Source organism: Paenibacillus glucanolyticus NBRC 15330 (genome assembly GCF_004000885.1).
Taxonomy (GTDB): domain Bacteria; phylum Bacillota; class Bacilli; order Paenibacillales; family Paenibacillaceae; genus Paenibacillus_AQ; species Paenibacillus_AQ glucanolyticus.
The window spans coordinates 497,812-514,361 of record NZ_BIMC01000001.1; the positions used below are offsets into that span (position 1 = coordinate 497,812).

The window sequence follows — 16,550 nt, forward strand, 5'->3', positions numbered from 1 at the left end:
TCCATGTTGAATATTCTACGATCCATCCATAAGCTCAAAAAAAGAAGCTACTCTTCCACAAAGGGAAAGAGCAGCTTCTGATTTTCCTCGGTATACATATTGTCCTTGTTGATAATTACGGAGTCCGTATAAACATTAGGAGACACCTTATCCCCTTCGATAAGGGATACGGCTGTTTTTATCCCCAAATAGCCAATGCTGAACGGCTTCTGAACGATGGTAGATTGGAGAACTCCCTCTTCCAGCAGCTTCACTTCCTTGATCGAGCTGTCGAAACCAACGAGTTTCACCTTGCCGACCAGTCCCTGTTCTCCAATCGCCCTGCCCGCCCCAACCGTGGAAGGCTCATTCAATCCCACGATTCCATCCAAATCAGGCCGCTCCCGCAGGAGCTCCATCGTGATTTCATAGGCTCTCTCCTCCATGCCCTCACTGTAATAGGTCCCGACAATCTCAGTGCCTTCACGCTGCTCCAGTATACTTCGAACTCCTTGTTCCCGCTCGATCTGCGTTGAGGTGCCCTGAACGAAACTGACGATAGCTACCTTGGCATTTACCGGAAGCCGTTCAGCAAGCTCCACAGCAGCCTTTTGCCCCGCATTGAAATTGTCCGTAGCGATCAGGCTCTGTGCATAATCACCATTTACGGCAGAATCAATCATGATCAGCGGAATACCTGCTTTTCGAATCGACTCCACAGTGGGGACCAAGCGGTTATAATCGCCTGCGGCCATTACGATGGCATCCGGCTGCTGCTTAATGGCTTCCTGCAGCATTTGGATTTGCAGGTCAACCTGAATTTCACGAGGAGGTCCTACCACCGAAACGTCCACGCCGAATTCACGCGAAGCCGTGTTTACCCCTTCAATCAGCACTCTCCAGAATTCGATCTCTTCCACGGCTTTGACGCCAACAATGATCTTCTTGGGCCGGGGTTCATCTTTAGACCATTGAAGAATGGCATAACCCACTATCAAGGCAGGAATCAGCAGCATCACAATATAACGCATGCTCAAGTAGGACTTCAAGGCATATCCCCCTCCTTTTCCCGCCGTTCCTCCGCATGAATAGCCGGAATGAGCAGCTTTACGCACGTCCCCGCACCAGGCTCGCTTGTATAACTCAGGCCATAATTCGCACCGAAATATAACTGAATCCGCTGATGGACATTCGCAATCCCAACGCTATTCCTCGATTGGTTCCCACCACTGGACGTTAAGAGGGTCTCCACCTTGGCCTCATCCATTCCGATGCCGTCATCCATGACTTGAAATACGATCATATGGTCTTCATGCGCACCCGTGATGGTGATCGTTCCCGGGCCTTCCTTGTTCTTGATACCATGATAGATAGCGTTTTCCACAAGCGGCTGCAGCAGTACTTTTAGCGTGAGATAAGAATAAAGCTCCGGATCCATATCGAGTGTATACCGGATTTTGTCCTGATATCGCATCTGCTGTATTTTTAAATAATTCGTAATGTGTTCCATTTCCGTGGCAATCGGTATCAATTCCTTCCCCTTGCTTAGTGACGCCCGGAACAGACGAGCTAAAGCCGATGTCATCAGAATAACCTCATCATGCTTCTTGCTCTCGGCCATCCATATGATGGAGTCGAGTGTATTGTACAGAAAATGGGGATTGATTTGGGCCTGAAGGGCATTCAATTCGCTTTTCCTCTTAAACTCCTGTTCAACCATAATCTGCCTCATCAATTCTTTGACCTTCGATACCATGACGTTGAAGCTGCGGGCCAGGCCGGAGATTTCTCTGGAATGCCCTACAGGAACGCGAATATCGAAATTCCCTTTCTCCACCTCCATCATTTTCTCCTGAAGCTTCTTGATAGGCCGGGTCAGGTTGCGGGAGATGACAACAGAGAACAGCACGCCTAACCCGAGGCATAACAATCCTGCTACGGCAAAAGAAAGCTGCATCTGCTTCTTATTATCCACCAGCTCATTCTCGTAAAAGACCCCGACGATTTTCCAGCCGAAATCCGTGTCCTTAATGCTATAAATTCGGCTTGCACCATCCTCCTTCACAACAAATCCCCCTTGCTTGTCCTGAAGCACCTGTTCCAATCGCTCCGTCTTCAGATTGCTGTAGAGCAGCTGCTGCTGAGGGTGGTATACAATCCTCCCCTGGCTGTCAATCACAAACACATAACCCCGGTTGCCCAGATCGAGCTTGCTGAGCATGTCGTTGATGACCTTGAAATTGAGGTCAATCAGCAGGATTCCAAGCCCTTGGGTAGGGGTAATGCCGCTGAGCTCTCGGCTGAGCGATACAACCCAGCGGTATTCTCCCTTGATGACCGGCTGCACATGCGACGACGATATGACCGTCTGTCCCTTGTTTTCCTGTGCCTGCCGATACCAGGGCTGCTCGGAAACCTCAATATAAGGATTTAACTCTGCATTCGTCCGATCGGAAATGAAGGTCCCGCCCTCGCCGAAAATGTTGATCGAAGCTATATCCTTGCGCGAGACCCGGATGGAATGGAAATATTCCGATATTTTCGCTTTCAGTTGGGCTAATTCAGCCGGCTGCAATTCCTCGGAAGAGGCAAGATATTCCCTCACGTTCGGGTTGTTCATGGTCGCAAGCGAAATGTCCTTCATGCCCGTAATATAGGTTTGGATGTTCGCATTCACTTGATTGATAAGCTCGGAGGTATAACTCTCCGCCGTTTCGCGAACAGCTGATTCGGATAACCGATAGGAGATAAAAATAAGCAATAGTGCCGTAAACAGCACCAGCATCACAAACGAGCTGGCAATGCGGGACTGAATGCTCTTGATCCGCTGCGAGGATTTCATGAGTTTGTTCCATCCATCGTCATTTTGTTCCGGTATTCCGTGGGGGTAACTCCGGTATGCTTCTTAAACAGCACGCTAAAATATTGAGGGTCCAGGTAGCCGGACCTTGCCGCAATTTCATAGGTTCTCATCGGCGAGTGCTTCAGCAGCTCTTTGGCTTTCTCCATTCGAACTTCCGTTACATATTCAACGAAGGTCTTCCCCGTATGAGCCTTGAACAAGGAGCTGAAATAACTTGTGCTCATGAAGATTCGGCTGGATACCGACTTGATCGATAGCTGCGCATCCTCATAATGTTGGTGAATGAAATTCACCGCTTCCAGCATCTGCGAACGCGTAATATCCTTCCTCGTCTTGGCCACGTCCCGTATAGCTTGCTCGCACACTTCTTGCAGCCAGCACTCAATCTCATCGAGGGAGCGAAATGAGTATAAATCGGATAGCAGCCTCTTTTCCTTGCCAACCCACTCATTCTCGTTGCTGCCGATTTCCGTTAGGGTCTGAAGCACGGCCAGCATGACCCGTACAATTCTCACATAACATAGCTCAATCGATATTGAAGCGCTTCCAATTTCGCTGATCAAACGCTTGATGCACGCCTCCACTTCACTCGCAGTTCCTGCACGGATTGCGGCTATAAGGGCTGCTTCATTTTCACTCCCGTCATGCAGCGGGCTGGTCTCCCGCTTTTCGAGATCCGTAATGCTGACCACCTGATCATGGCCCATCAGGAGCCGATATTCCAGCGCAGCCTCTGAGGCACGACAGGAATAACGTATCGCATGAAGCTGATAGCCGATCGTTCCTATTCCTAAGGTAACGGTGAATTTCATAAATCGTTTCGTAGACACGCGAATTTCCTCTGCCAGCTCTTGTGCTCTTGCGTACAGCTCTTCCTCGCCAAGACCGGACAGAATAGTCATGACTTTGTTCTCCTTATACCGAAAGACCGCTGCTCCCGGCTCCTCCGCTAATATCTCCTGAGTGATATTGTATAAGGCAAAAGCGTGCAGCTCATGATCCACATACCCTTCATCAGAAAGGAGTTCATCCATATCCGCCAGCATGGCTATATAACACGGGCCATGGAGTGGAATTGCAAAATACGTCAGCTTGTTCTCAATCTCCGTGATTTTCATCGGAGATGTTGCCAGTCGCTCCAGGAAACGTTCCTTGAGGAGAACCAGGCTTTCGTTCAACTGCTGCCTGAGTTTTTTCAGGTGCTCTGCATGTCCGCGCTCTTCATCCATTTCCAGCTTCAGTTTATCCAGCAGTTCTCTTAACTCTGCGGATGTAACCGGTTTCAAAATAAAATCCGTCACCTGCAGCTTCACGGCCTGCTGGGCGTATTCAAAATCGTCAAACCCGGTCAAAATGATAATTTTGGTCTTGGGGTGCTGCTGCGTAATATGTCGGGATAATTCCAGACCGTCCATATACGGCATATGGATATCCGTCAACACGACGTCCGGTTGAAGCCGGTTCACAGCTTCCAATGCATCACGGCCGTTCTCGCAATCTCCAATACATTCAAAGCCATGCTCTGCCCACGGAATCCGGTTCCGAATTCCTTCCCTCACAATCGGTTCATCGTCCACAATAAGGATTGTATACAATCGAAGCCTCCCCCGTCCGAAGCAAATTCGCCTTTCTTTCACATCTCATGAATATGAGGAGAATATACAGGAAAAGCCCCTCGGCAGGCAACTGCCAAAGGGCTTCATACGTTAACATTATTTGCGGGAGTTCATCCAGTTTATGAAGTTGTTCACCACGATATCAATGAAACCAATTGTCGGTTCATGGATCAGCTTACCGGTCTCATCCATCTTCTCATGTACCGCACCGATATATACCTCATTATTGGGAAGCAGCGGTGATGTAATGCCGACGGAAAAAAGGATATCCCGAAGATGCTCTTGAGCACGAACCGTGCCAAGCTGACCCATCGATGCCCCCATGATCCAGGACGGCTTCCCGTTCATGACCTTATCGACGCGGGATAACCAATCCAGTGCATTCTTAAGCACGCCAGGTATGGAGTAGTTGTACTCCGGCGTTATCCATAACACAGCATCAGCTGCTGCAATCCGCTCCTTGAAATCTTTGACCACCGCAGGCGGATCCAGCTCCACATCCTGATCGTAATGCGGCAGATCGCGAATGCCAACGATCTCGAATGTAATCTGATCCGCATAACGGAGCTTCAAATATTCTGCAAGCTTCATATTGTACGACTGTTTTCTGATGCTTCCTACCACAATTGCAACCTTCATGATACCCTCCAATTCTTATGCCTTAAGCACAAATGTTTCAGATTCTAGACAACTCTATTCAGCCTAACACCATATTTTACCATTGTCAAAATAACCTTCGTCCTACTTCATCAAGGAGAGCAGTTTACACACATCGCGTTCCAGCTCCACTCTTCGACCTTGCGGCACATACTGGAGCAGCGCCAGTGCAGCGTAGGGCACTTTGATTGCGTGAGGATCTTCATAGAGCCCGCTCCAATAGGACGAATCCATGATCGAAGCTTCATCCGATACCTTAATTTCCAGATGCGCGAGTTCTTGCGGTCTCAGACGGTTCAATATCGTCTGCCGCTGGTGGTTGCCTTGACCCAGCCTGGCCAGCTGGGTGTATCCGAGCCTTTCCAGTTCAATAAGCGCATGGGCATGCGTAATGCCGTGTTCAAGCTCTCCTGCAAAAAAGTAATACTTGCCCTCATAATGCTGATCCGGCAGCACCAGCTGCAGCTCCGATAGGGCACGGGAGGCCAAGTCAGACGCATCCTGGTAAGGTGGTATGTCATTGAACGAGAGTTCCGGCAGACTTTGCCGGGTATAATCCTCAATCCCATAATACCTGGCAAGCTTATGCTCATGCGCTGCATCTTCCATCAGCTTGAGCAGACCCCTGACGATAGACGGAGTCAGCAGATCCGGCCGGTCCCGCAGCGCTTTAAGGCCGAGGACTCCGAGGGTCACCCCATGCCCGGAGGTGCTCAGATTTGTCAGGTTCGGCAGCAATCCTTCTACCAATTGATCCATTAATTCAGGCTTAGCCAGCTCCGATGGATAGGGCTCAAACCAATCCTCATGCTGACTGCGCAAGTGTCGGCAATTGGCGGCCAGCCCCTGCCGCACGTCCTGCGGAAGATTATGCTCCTTCTGCATGTAATAAGCCGCCAGATACGCCCCGCCGACATGTCCTTCAAACCAACCCACCTCACCCCCGCGGCTTAGTGCCGTGAGTCCATCCTCCAAATATTGGTCGCTGATGTCCATGTCGTCTCCCTTCCCTTCACTCGTGTCCGGCAAATTCAGCCTGGATGCAATATCCTTGGGCAAACTCGTTTTCTTCAAACGAATATTGTAGCCATACATTCTAAACTGCAGACCATTTTCGTTATCCGACACGATGATCCGGCGATCCAATGAGGAGCGAACCCGATCCAGAAAGCGATCATCCGTAACCCCATAAGTTAAATCTAACGACGGTGCCAGCGCATACATCGCGATTGGAATCCATTTGCGCTTGGTAGACACGACGACCGCATGGGCCGTTCCCCCAATAACAAATGCAAACTGCTCCGAGTCCTTGGCAATCGTTAATCCCAACGTCCGTTTCATCCATAATCTAGCGGCTACCGGATCCTCTACAGGCAATCCCACTTCCCGCAAATACAGGACACCGTAAGGACCATTCGGAGTCAGAACCCCTTCTTTCAAGTCGTGATGGGCTATAAATTCAAGCAGATTGCCATCGCCGTCTTTGAAATACGCGTTCACACCGGAATCAAACCATTCAACCACCTCGCCGTCGGGCCATTGCAGCAGTGGCAGCTGCTCTGCGAGCTGCTGAATCGTAGAGTTGAAGCGGGAATAGGAGACTTCAAACGCGATATGAACCGGGGATAAGGGTTCGAACACTTCTTCGAATACAAGCGAAAAATCAGGTGTAGGCTGAAATTCGATCTCGACCTCATTTTCCCGCGTGATGGGGAAGTGAAGCAGTCCATGATAGAACTGCTTCACCCCCTGAATGGATAGGGTCTTCAATTTCAATCCGGAAAAATGTGTAATCACGATGGAAAAGCCTCCTCTTTACCGCTGACTTTCTTGACCAGCTCCATAAAGATGGATAGGGCTTCCTTGGCACGGTAATCCAGCACAAGTGTACCTTCTGCCGATTCGTTTTCATAAATGGCACGCTGAGAGCCACCAATGGAGATCCATTCCGGACTGTTAATTCCATGCAGATTGCGAATGGTAGCCTGCATTTGCTGCAGTGAACTCACACCTACTGCGCCGCCCGCCGAGCTTACGGATAGAACCGGCTTGCCTGAGAAATGCATCTGTCCCATATGATCCAGCGCGTTCTTAAGCACCCCGCTCATTCCACCGTGATATTCGGGAGTTGTCAAAATAATACCGTCTGCCTCCATTAACAGCCGCTGCAGCTCACGCACGCCCTCATGACGGTTGAATATTTCGTCCGGCGAATAGAACGGAAGCGGGCTTTCATACAGATTGAACAGGTTTACTTCCACGAACAACCGCCTCAATTGCCCCTCCAAAGCTTTTGCCAAAACGGTACTGGTTGCTTCCTTGCGATTGCTGCCTGTGATCATCACGATTTTCATAGCACTGCCTCCCTTTTAGATTGTCGAGTGATTTGTTAAGTACATTGTATAGGAGGCAAGCCATGGAATTCGTCATCACAAGGAGTGATTTCACGTGCAAAAACCCTCAAACCTTAGGCTGAGGGCTCTACAACTATAGTCTTAGATACGATCACTATGTAAAGTAAACTTTTATACGATTCCGTGCTTGAGCGCATAGATGGCCGCCTGTGTCCGGTCGGCGACACCCAGCTTATCAAGCAGATGGCTGACATGGGTCTTGACCGTCTTCTCGGTAATATACAGCGCTTCGCTGATTTCCCTGTTGTTCATACCCGAAGCGATCAGCTGCAGCACTTCCTGTTCCCGGCGGGTGAGTTTATCCAGCTCCTGCACAGCTTCTTCCTGCCTGCCGGGCCCGCTGGACGACTCCGCTCCTTCGGGTAATGTAACGTGTGTCATTAACAGTCCTGCTGCATCCGGATGCAGCTCGACCATGCCTTGGAATACGCGTCTGATGGCAGCTACCAGCTCCTCCGGTTCAATATCCTTCAAGAGATAGCCTCGTGCGCCTGCCCGAATGGCGGGCAGAACATGGTCGTAATCGACAAAAGAGGTCAGTACAATCACTTTAATGTGAGGCTGTTCTTTTTTCAGCCGTGCGGTCGTGTCGATTCCATTCAGCACAGGCATGTTCAGATCCATTAAAACAACGTCCGGCCTGAGATGAACCACCCGTTCCAAGGTCTCCTCGCCATTGGCGGCTTCACCCACCATTTCGATATCCGGCTGCGTAGCCAGAAAAACCTGCAGTCCCCGGCGTACCATGGCGTGATCGTCAGCAATTAACAATCTGATCATCGCATATCACCTCCATTCTCTGTTGATTTCAACATCAAGGGCAGCGTAACCTCAATGATGGTTCCTCCTCTGTACACACTATATAGACGGAATTGTCCTCCCAGTGATTCGGCCCGTTCCCGCATGCTGGAAAGTCCAATGGAGTGTCTTGTGAGCTCGCTCAATCGTTGTTTGGTAATGCCTCGCCCGCGATCTTCAATCCGAAGTTCCACTTCACCATCATGCAGGGTTAAAGCTACCGTAACTTCCTTCGTATCCGCATGCTTGCTTACATTGTTGAGCGCCTCTTGGCCGATCCTCCATAAGGCTTCTTCTATTAGCCGCGGCAGCTCGTGAATACCGCTGATATGTGAACGCACATGAAGCTTCAACCGTTCGCCGTATTGCTTCAGACCTGTCACAAGCCCTTCCTCAAGCCCTGGCGGACGAAGCTGCATAATCAGCTCCCGCATTTCCTTGAGGGCGCTTTGTGATAATGACTGTATGTCGTGAATCGTGTCCTGCAGCAAGCTTGTTTGACCATTGGATTCCGCTGCAAGCATACCGCCCACTCCCCTGGACATCATCACCAGCGAGAATAAGGTTTGGCTTACCGAGTCATGCAGGTCGCGTGCGAGGCGGTTTCGTTCATCCATCCGGGTAAGCTCTCGCCGGTTCTCCTCGAGGCGGACACGCTGAAGGGTCAAGCCAATATGTTCAGCCAAAGCCTCGATGACTTCGATATCCGCCCGGTACTGATCGCCGTATTGATCATAACCCACCAGAAGCAGGCCGAGTGAAGAGTCTCCGGCGACAGTGACAGCGGTAGCCACAGCACGGGTCAGGGATGAGACCCAGCCTTCCTGAACGAGCTGGTCTGCCAGCCGCTGCGCATCTTCTGCGCAGACCGGATCTCCTCCTGAGCGCTTCCTGTCGTTAGGGTGGGGACGTGCCATCTCGGCGAGTGGAAATTTGGCATGGGGCAGCGTTGTTTTTCCCTCGCTGTATAGTGCCCGGAGTGTGATTTCCTTTTCAAGCGGCTCCAGCAGCGCGACGACCGGCCAATCAAAATACCGGCCCATTAAACTCATCACCTGCTCTGTTAACTCAGCCCGGTTAACGGCTTGTGAAGCATAGGCACCGAGAGCGCTGCTGTATTCCCCGAGCCGGACGAACAAATCCGCTCGACGCTGCTCGGCCGCGTACAGCCGCATGCGCTCAATGGCGCTGCCAATCTGATAAGCAACCGACTCCAGCAGCGCCAATTCCTCTTTGGAAAAATGCAGCTTCCCGGGCGCAGCCACATTCAGCACACCGAACCTGCGGCTGCCGGATCGCAGCGGAACCGTTGCATGGTGGGTAATGCCTTCCGTGTCACCCCACTGATATCGAACCGCGTTATCCAGACGTTTGCAATTTAGAATGTTGACTGCATTCTTCAGGCGTCCATCATCGTAGCGCTCCAAGCACCAGCAGCTGCCGCATCTCATAGGCTCGTTATCCTCCCGGCTCAGTGCAGGCGGCAGATTTCGATTCGCTACAAATTCATACGTTCCCCGCTCATCCACAAGGAACAGCCAGCCGGTCGTAAGTCCTGTCAGCTCCAACAGCTTGCCTATGACGACATCCAGCATCAGGGTCAGCTCATTGGATTCGTTCAAGGTTTCTGCGATCGTCTTCAGCGTAATCAATTCCTGAATATGCGGATCCTGATTGGACATACACGAGAACTCCTTCTTTTTTTGCATTCTGAAGTAACTATATTATATAATCCAGTCACATACCATCCAATCCCTCATCCAGCATCCTCAGCCAGCCCGATATTTCACCCCATTAATTTTGGTAAAAAACAATTAATATTGTTTTATCTCTTGCATAATTCCACCTACATATGGCTTAATATAGAAGTCGGGCCGACGAAATGAGCTGAAAGGAGGCTGATTGAAATGATTCAGATCCGTGAGGTGGTATTCGCGTAAAGCGAATATCCGTTAAATGGGAGCCCGCTGCGGGCTCCCTATATCTATTTTAAAATCCAAAAAAAATCCTAAAAAACTAATTTCACGAAAGGAGGAGGGCAAGCATGATCAATGCAATTGTTTTGAAACTCAGCGATAGCTTAAATATGTATACAGAAAGAGGAGGGCATCGATGGGCCATTACAAGAACGGAAGAGAAGTGCTTCCCCCCGAGCTGCTGCAGCAAATTCAACAGTATATAGATGGAGAATTACTCTACATACCGAAACAGAGCGAGCAAAGAGCCGGCTGGGGAGAGTTAAGCGGTTCCAAACAACGCATCGAAAGTCGCAACAAAGAAATGTATCGCGCTTACTGCAAAGGAAGGTCTATTGAAGAACTGGAACGGACCTACTTCCTGTCAGGAGAAAGCGTGCGCAAGATCATAAGCAAACTTACCCGCGTAGGGACCTAAAGCGATGAGGCTTAACGGACTGCATGCGGATTAGCATAGGACTGTTCCCCAGGGGTGCAGTCCTTTTCATGTGACTCAGGCTAAACTGGCGTGGAGCCTGGCTTGTGTTGAACCGTATATCGGAATTCGAGATTCGACTACATAGAAAAAAGAATGCCCGGCTGTAGATTGTCTACGGCCGGGCATCTTCATGTCCAACTATCCTTCCTGCGGCTCACCCGCTATATCCCATCGATGGCGGAATTTCTCCAATCTCGGGTGCAAGTATGGAGGCTCGGACAACAGAATCAGCCTCAGCTTCACAATCCATTCCTCAAATGAAGAAAAAGACGCAAACACATTAGCCACCTCAGGCGTCAAAACAAGAAAATGCGGGCTTCCGTATTTCTCGACCAGATGACGAAGCGCAGTATCGATTGGCGTGTACTTTTTTCGTTTCGACTCGAAAGCTTCAATTACAACCGAGGAGTCTTCACGCTCCCCGACCCATTCCTGAAGCCGTTTCTCCCGTTTGTAATAAGGACTCACCGGCTCCTTGAACATCCGTCTTACCGTCTCTTCATGCAGCGGATACAGCACCAATTTTGAAAACGCCCGTTCTTCCAGAATGGCTACAGCCTGCTCCAGATCCTCCTGTACCTGTTCGAAGGAGTCGTAAAATATTAATGTTCCCTTGGTTGCCGGCTTCGGGGGTTCGTAGCCGTAAGGAACATGCACCAAATTGCGCGGCATGATGGAGCTTCACCTCTCTTTACTCTGATGACTGGGATGAAAGCTTTGGCGCTACGCGATGTCGCGTCGCCTGTTCAAAGCCATAGGCCAGCTTGATTAGCACGGGCTCACTATAAGCCGTTCCGATGAAGGTAATGCCCTGAGGGCCCTTCGTCATGTAACCGCCCGGAGCAATGACGCCATTCTCCGCGTAACCTCCAGGAACGGTAATCGAAGGATAGCCTGCTCTGGCTGCCAGATCCGGTCCATATTCATTACCCAGGAACAGCAAGGCATCCAGCTGGAACTCCTGCAAAACCTGGTCAATGCCCCGGGTCCCTGCCATCTCCCTGTTCTTCTGTCTGCTCTCGAGGTACTCTTGCTCGGTCAATGTACCGCTGGTTTCCTCGGCCCAAATCAACGTGCCCTGACCATATTTCAGGGCCCTGTCGGCATGTGCCTCATTATAAGCGATTACGTCGGCCAATGAGTGAACCGGCAGCGAAGAATCCACATTTGCCAAATAATCATTCACGTACTTCTTAAACTCATAGCGGAGGACATTGGCATCCCATTTCGTATTCTGGCATGGCAGATCGACCGGGTCGATTATGACAGCTCCCTGCTCCCGCAGCACTTGAATGGCGGATTCTACAATGTCTAGTCTATCCCGATCGAGATGCTTATAGTAGTGTCGGGGAATCCCGATTCTGGCCTGCTTCAGATATCCAGCATCCAGAAATTCGGTGTAATCCTTGATCCGATGCTGAGGATCTATGTTCGTGACTTCGTCCTGATCATCAGCCCCGGTGATGGCACCAAGCAGAATAGCGGCATCCGCGACAGTTCTGGCCATAGGGCCTGCTGTATCCTGCGTATAGGTGATCGGAATGATACCCGAGCGGCTAACCAGACCCATTGTCGGTTTAATTCCAACCAGACTATTCTGGCTGGATGGGCTGATAATCGATCCCGAGGTTTCCGTCCCGATAGCCGCCGCGGCCAAATTCGCCGCTACCGCTGCACCGGAGCCGGAGCTTGAACCTCCAATAAACAATTCACCCGGACCATATGGTTTTAAGGTAAGTCCTTTTCTCGAGCTATACCCAGCCCACATGGAGGCTGACATGAAGTTGGCCCATTCGGTCATGTTGGTCTTTCCAAGAATGACGGCACCAGCCTGGCGCAGCTTCTCTGCAACGAAGGAGTCCTTGGCTGCATAAGAGTCCGCAAGCGAGATAGAGCCGGCGCTTGTATGCAGCTTGTCTCCTGTGTCTATGTTATCTTTCAGCAGAACTGGAATTCCGTGCAGCATTCCCCTGACTTTCTTGGCGCTGCGTTCCTGATCCAGGTCCTGGGCGATCTGCAGCGCGTCCGGGTTCACCTCCAGAATCGAGTGAAGCTGTCCGTCGTACAGCTCGATCCGCTCCAGGTACAATTGAACCAGCTCCGCTGAAGTGATCCAGCCTTGTTTCAATGCATCCTGCATATCCGAAATGGTTGCTTCCACAATCCATGTTTTTTTATCCATAATCCGATACTCTCCCCCTGATTCATCGTTTTGAACTTGAAATAGATTAACGGGGATTACATTTTCATATTCTAGCCTCCAGACTGCTCATATCCGTTTTAATTTCGAGATTCGGACGCAAAATCCCTCTAATATCGGAGTATTTCAATCCTTTCGATCCATGCTTTATGCTTGTATAGTATCTATCGTACATCCCATGATGTTGTTCCCAAACAACAAACAAGCCGACCAAGAATAAACCCTTGATCAGCTCGCTTTCGTTAGGAAACCGGGTGCTACCGGTACCACTGTGCCTGTTTGTTAAACATCTCGGCATAATGCGCGTCCTGCTCGATTAACTCCTCATGCCTTCCCTCTTCAACGATCCTTCCATCCTTAAGGACCAGAATACGATCCGCTTGTCGGCAGCTGCCCAGCCGGTGAGATATGAAGATGGCGGTTTTCCCTTCCGTCATGGACATCAGGTTCTCAAATATAGCAGACTCCGTGAGCGGATCTACCGCAGCCGTAGGCTCGTCCAGATAGATTACCTCGAAATCCCGGTAAAATGCGCGGGCAATCGCTACCTTCTGCCATTGTCCCTGCGACAGTTCACGCCCGCCCGAGAAACGCGTGCCCAGCTGTGTTGACACCCCATCACGGAGTGAATTGACCAGCGAGGTCATCGATGCCTTATCGATGGCATGAGTCAATTGGCGCTCGCTTTTCCAATCATCCGTCTCACTCTCCTGCAGCGTGATGTTCGCTCCAAGGGTCAATTCATATCGGTAGAAATCCTGGAACACTGCCGTCACTTTACTGCGGAAGCTCGTGGGATCATAATCATGAATCGGGATGTTATTGTAACGCACCTCACCGCTGGTTGGCTCATACAACCCCAGCATAACCTTGACAAGGGTGCTCTTACCCGCACCGTTTTCACCCACGATGGCTACCTTTTCACCAGGCTTTATGCGAATGGACAGATCGTCAAGGATATTCCGTTCCTGGCTCGGATAACGAAAAGAAACACGATCCACTTCAATGCCTTGAAACAGCTGCCCGGCCATCGGCAGTTCTTTGCTTTGCTGTGGTACGGGCGTATCCAGAAACTCAAACAATTCATGAATGAACAGACCGTCATGGTAGATCTGTCCCATGTTCTGACTAATATTCTGTATGGAATAACGCGTATCCTGCACCGCTTGATAGAGTGCAACATAGCTGCCAATCGTCAATTTGACGCGGGAGCCCAGCCATATGAATACAGCCAGAATGCTAAATGAAAATATCGTAACCGCGGACTCCACCACAAGGCGATTTTTCATATTTTTCCGCTCAACACCCAGCATTTCATACGTGTTCTTGAAATAGATGTCCCTCCATCTGCTCAGTAAAAAATCCTTGGCATCAAACAAGCGAATTTCCTTCGCCGCTTCCTTGGTTTGCAGCAGCTGGTTCATATACACCGCCATCCTTGACGAAGCAGTCTGCTGATGAATGACTATAAAGCGGGAAGCCCCCTCCTTCTTCTGGATGACCAGCAGCGGAATAATCAGAAGCAGCATCACGATGGGCAATATGTAATGGAAGCTGAACAGCAGCACAAGCAATCCCGCAAGCGTAATGACACTCTGAATGATGGAGAATATGTAGAACACCATGTTAATGCCGCATATGCTCAGATTGCGAAGCGCTCTCTGCAGCTTGTCATAGCTTTCCGGTGATTCAAAGAACAAGAATGGAAGCTTGCTCAATTTTTCGGATACTTGAAGATTAAACCAGAACGATACATACGCGTTCATCTTGCGTTCCGTATACTTTTGAAAGGAGCTCAGCGCGATTCCAAGCAATATGACCGTCAACTGAAGAACCAACCAATACAGTGCGCTAAGAGGCGTTTCACCACGGGTCAGCACACCCGTAACAGCGTTAATGACTTGAGCCGTAATATAGATCTGTGCTACAGGCAAGAAGGCCTCAGCCAGATAAATAACAGTGGCCCTTGAGAACATGCGTGGAGAAACACGGTACACCTGCTTCATAACCTCAAATATCAGGTTTGCATATTTCATGGTGTATGGCCTTGAGCCTCCTTCACGATTAAGCTGATTTGTTAAAGGCTGAAGGTTTTGCATGCGGTAGCTGTGTCATCATTTGCTCAAAATGATGCAAGTAATTGGTGACACTTTTGTTGAGGATAACCTGCTCATCGGATAAGTAAAACGCAAAGGGAAACCGGTTCACTTTATACGAATCGATAAGTGCCCGATCCGCCCATACCACCTGAAAATCTGCTAATTCATTGGTGTTGACCATCTCTTCAGCCTCGTCAGCATCCTGTGCGTACAGAAATAACGTGACGGGAAGCCCAGGATGCGAAGCAATGAATGTTTTAACGGCGCTATAGGTTTCCTTGCAGGCATTGCAATTGTTCATGGTGAACAAGATGATTTTGGACTTGCCATCATACAGATTCACGGATTCTCCCCCCATACTCATATAGGTTTTACGGGGAATCGCCACCCCCAGCTCAAGCCCTTCCTTCGGCATTGTCGGCTCCTCCTTATCGGTTATCGCTGGCTGAGACTTCAAACTCCGAACATGTTGATACAATTTAATTACGAAGAACGCCAAGCTGAATATGAGTACATATTGAATAACAAGCACGGTAGTAATCAAATCCATGGATTATTCCTCCCTCCTCGGGTGCAATTGGGCTAGCGTATAATAGTTCAATACGACCAAGGCTAGAACGGCAACTCCGATGGCTGACAGCACGGTGAGAACCACTTCTTGTGCCGGTAGGCTCCAGAAATCCACAGACTCAGAGAAGATCGATAGCAGCACATTTAACAATCCTAATAACCCGATCTTGACGACCGTGCTCATTCCGAGCGTTTCACTGGACCACGAGCCGAAGCAGCTGCAGACAATCTCCTGTTTCCGCACAACCTTTGCCTGATAAACGGCGAATCCGAACCCTGCCAGCATGATGAAAATCGCGATCTGCGCATACATCCTGCTTCCTGAGAACAGCAGACCTGCCCCTGCCGCTATCTCAGCGGCGCATATGAGAACAGGTACAATGGGTGAGCGACCTGCAGGCATCTGCAATCGTTCTATCGTTGTCCTGAAATCCGGTAACGATAACAGTTTCGACACTCCCGAAAACACAAATATCACGGTAAGAGATAGCAGACCAAGCGCGGTCATCGACACGATTCATTCTCCTTCCCGACAGCCAGGGAGACCAGGCACCCATTTGATGACATTGAATTCTTGCTGACATCGGACAATCCTCATCATGCCTGCTCACGGCTTCTCTTCCATACTGCAATGGACCAGCAATCATAATCGATACCTCACTCTCCAACAGTGTTATGAAATAGTAGATTCCGCATGAAATATAAACAGCGGAACAAGAAGTTCCGCTGTTTATACGATGAGTGCATGCGTTTTCAAAAATTAGCAGCCGCAGCTATATCTTGCTTCGGAACCATTGCCGCAATCCCATACTTCGAGAAGAACGCCAAATTTGTCACGTCCGCATTGCTCTGTTGTGTTACAAGAAGTGTGACGAAGAATACACATTAATCTTCACCTCC

At 49.8% G+C, this 16,550-nt stretch carries 14 protein-coding genes; 1 reads left to right on the forward strand and 13 read right to left on the reverse strand.

The window, feature by feature from the left end:
* Window positions 1-47 precede the first annotated feature (47 nt).
* The 8 genes from PGL02S_RS02055 to PGL02S_RS02090 form a co-directional block, all read right to left on the reverse strand.
* A complete protein-coding gene (locus PGL02S_RS02055; protein WP_036637103.1) occupies window positions 48-1,028 on the reverse strand; it encodes a substrate-binding domain-containing protein in 981 nt (326 codons plus the stop codon).
* A complete protein-coding gene (locus PGL02S_RS02060) occupies window positions 1,025-2,821 on the reverse strand; it encodes a cache domain-containing sensor histidine kinase (protein ID WP_036637100.1) in 1,797 nt (598 codons plus the stop codon). Before PGL02S_RS02060 ends, PGL02S_RS02055 begins: the two co-directional genes overlap by 4 nt.
* Window positions 2,818-4,437 (reverse strand): response regulator, encoded by a 1,620-nt coding sequence (locus PGL02S_RS02065; protein ID WP_036637097.1) that lies wholly within the window; start codon window positions 4,435-4,437, stop codon window positions 2,818-2,820. The genes PGL02S_RS02060 and PGL02S_RS02065 overlap by 4 nt, the downstream gene beginning before the upstream one ends.
* Before the next feature lie 117 nt (window positions 4,438-4,554).
* Window positions 4,555-5,097, reverse strand: coding sequence for an NADPH-dependent FMN reductase (locus PGL02S_RS02070; protein WP_006211008.1), 543 nt, complete (start codon window positions 5,095-5,097; stop codon window positions 4,555-4,557).
* A 102-nt stretch (window positions 5,098-5,199) separates the two neighbouring features.
* Window positions 5,200-6,912 (reverse strand): VOC family protein, encoded by a 1,713-nt coding sequence (locus PGL02S_RS02075; protein ID WP_036637095.1) that lies wholly within the window; start codon window positions 6,910-6,912, stop codon window positions 5,200-5,202.
* Complete coding sequence (locus tag PGL02S_RS02080; RefSeq protein ID WP_036637094.1) at window positions 6,909-7,469, reverse strand: NADPH-dependent FMN reductase; 561 nt, start codon at window positions 7,467-7,469, stop codon at window positions 6,909-6,911. Before PGL02S_RS02080 ends, PGL02S_RS02075 begins: the two co-directional genes overlap by 4 nt.
* A gap of 171 nt (window positions 7,470-7,640) precedes the next feature.
* On the reverse strand, window positions 7,641-8,309 hold the full coding sequence (locus PGL02S_RS02085; protein ID WP_036637091.1) for a response regulator: 669 nt from the start codon (window positions 8,307-8,309) through the stop codon (window positions 7,641-7,643).
* Window positions 8,306-10,009 (reverse strand): GAF domain-containing sensor histidine kinase, encoded by a 1,704-nt coding sequence (locus PGL02S_RS02090; protein WP_036637089.1) that lies wholly within the window; start codon window positions 10,007-10,009, stop codon window positions 8,306-8,308. The genes PGL02S_RS02085 and PGL02S_RS02090 overlap by 4 nt, the downstream gene beginning before the upstream one ends.
* 430 nt (window positions 10,010-10,439) lie before the next feature.
* Here PGL02S_RS02090 and PGL02S_RS02095 point away from each other — a divergent pair, with 430 nt between their 5' ends.
* Window positions 10,440-10,721, forward strand: a complete 282-nt coding sequence (locus PGL02S_RS02095; RefSeq protein WP_006211013.1) for a CD3324 family protein — start codon at window positions 10,440-10,442, stop codon at window positions 10,719-10,721.
* A gap of 198 nt (window positions 10,722-10,919) precedes the next feature.
* Here PGL02S_RS02095 and PGL02S_RS02100 read toward each other — a convergent pair whose 3' ends face one another.
* The 5 genes from PGL02S_RS02100 to PGL02S_RS02120 form a co-directional block, all read right to left on the reverse strand.
* Entirely contained in the window at window positions 10,920-11,453 is a 534-nt protein-coding gene (locus tag PGL02S_RS02100; RefSeq protein ID WP_036637087.1) for a hypothetical protein, read from the reverse strand.
* A 19-nt stretch (window positions 11,454-11,472) separates the two neighbouring features.
* Window positions 11,473-12,963, reverse strand: a complete 1,491-nt coding sequence (locus tag PGL02S_RS02105) for an amidase family protein (protein ID WP_063456009.1) — start codon at window positions 12,961-12,963, stop codon at window positions 11,473-11,475.
* 275 nt (window positions 12,964-13,238) lie between these two features.
* Window positions 13,239-15,017, reverse strand: a complete 1,779-nt coding sequence (locus PGL02S_RS02110) for an ABC transporter ATP-binding protein (protein WP_036637083.1) — start codon at window positions 15,015-15,017, stop codon at window positions 13,239-13,241.
* A 28-nt stretch (window positions 15,018-15,045) separates the two neighbouring features.
* Window positions 15,046-15,630: a hypothetical protein gene (locus PGL02S_RS02115; protein ID WP_036637082.1), complete on the reverse strand. Its 585-nt coding sequence runs from the start codon at window positions 15,628-15,630 to the stop codon at window positions 15,046-15,048.
* 3 nt (window positions 15,631-15,633) lie between these two features.
* A complete protein-coding gene (locus tag PGL02S_RS02120) occupies window positions 15,634-16,158 on the reverse strand; it encodes a MauE/DoxX family redox-associated membrane protein (RefSeq protein WP_006211018.1) in 525 nt (174 codons plus the stop codon).
* Between the last annotated feature and the right edge of the window lie 392 nt (window positions 16,159-16,550).

Excerpts from the sequence above, each read along its gene's own strand:
- PGL02S_RS02060 (WP_036637100.1), bottom strand. The coding sequence starts at position 2,821 with ATGAAATCCTCGCAGCGGATCAAGAGCATTCAGTCCCGCATTGCCAGC.
- PGL02S_RS02070 (WP_006211008.1), bottom strand. The coding sequence starts at position 5,097 with ATGAAGGTTGCAATTGTGGTAGGAAGCATCAGAAAACAGTCGTACAAT.
- PGL02S_RS02080 (WP_036637094.1), bottom strand. The coding sequence starts at position 7,469 with ATGAAAATCGTGATGATCACAGGCAGCAATCGCAAGGAAGCAACCAGT.
- PGL02S_RS02085 (WP_036637091.1), bottom strand. The coding sequence starts at position 8,309 with ATGATCAGATTGTTAATTGCTGACGATCACGCCATGGTACGCCGGGGA.
- PGL02S_RS02090 (WP_036637089.1), bottom strand. The coding sequence starts at position 10,009 with ATGTCCAATCAGGATCCGCATATTCAGGAATTGATTACGCTGAAGACG.
- PGL02S_RS02095 (WP_006211013.1), top strand. The coding sequence starts at position 10,440 with ATGGGCCATTACAAGAACGGAAGAGAAGTGCTTCCCCCCGAGCTGCTG.
- PGL02S_RS02100 (WP_036637087.1), bottom strand. The coding sequence starts at position 11,453 with ATGCCGCGCAATTTGGTGCATGTTCCTTACGGCTACGAACCCCCGAAG.
- PGL02S_RS02105 (WP_063456009.1), bottom strand. The coding sequence starts at position 12,963 with ATGGATAAAAAAACATGGATTGTGGAAGCAACCATTTCGGATATGCAG.
- PGL02S_RS02110 (WP_036637083.1), bottom strand. The coding sequence starts at position 15,017 with ATGAAATATGCAAACCTGATATTTGAGGTTATGAAGCAGGTGTACCGT.
- PGL02S_RS02115 (WP_036637082.1), bottom strand. The coding sequence starts at position 15,630 with ATGGATTTGATTACTACCGTGCTTGTTATTCAATATGTACTCATATTC.
- PGL02S_RS02120 (WP_006211018.1), bottom strand. The coding sequence starts at position 16,158 with ATGACCGCGCTTGGTCTGCTATCTCTTACCGTGATATTTGTGTTTTCG.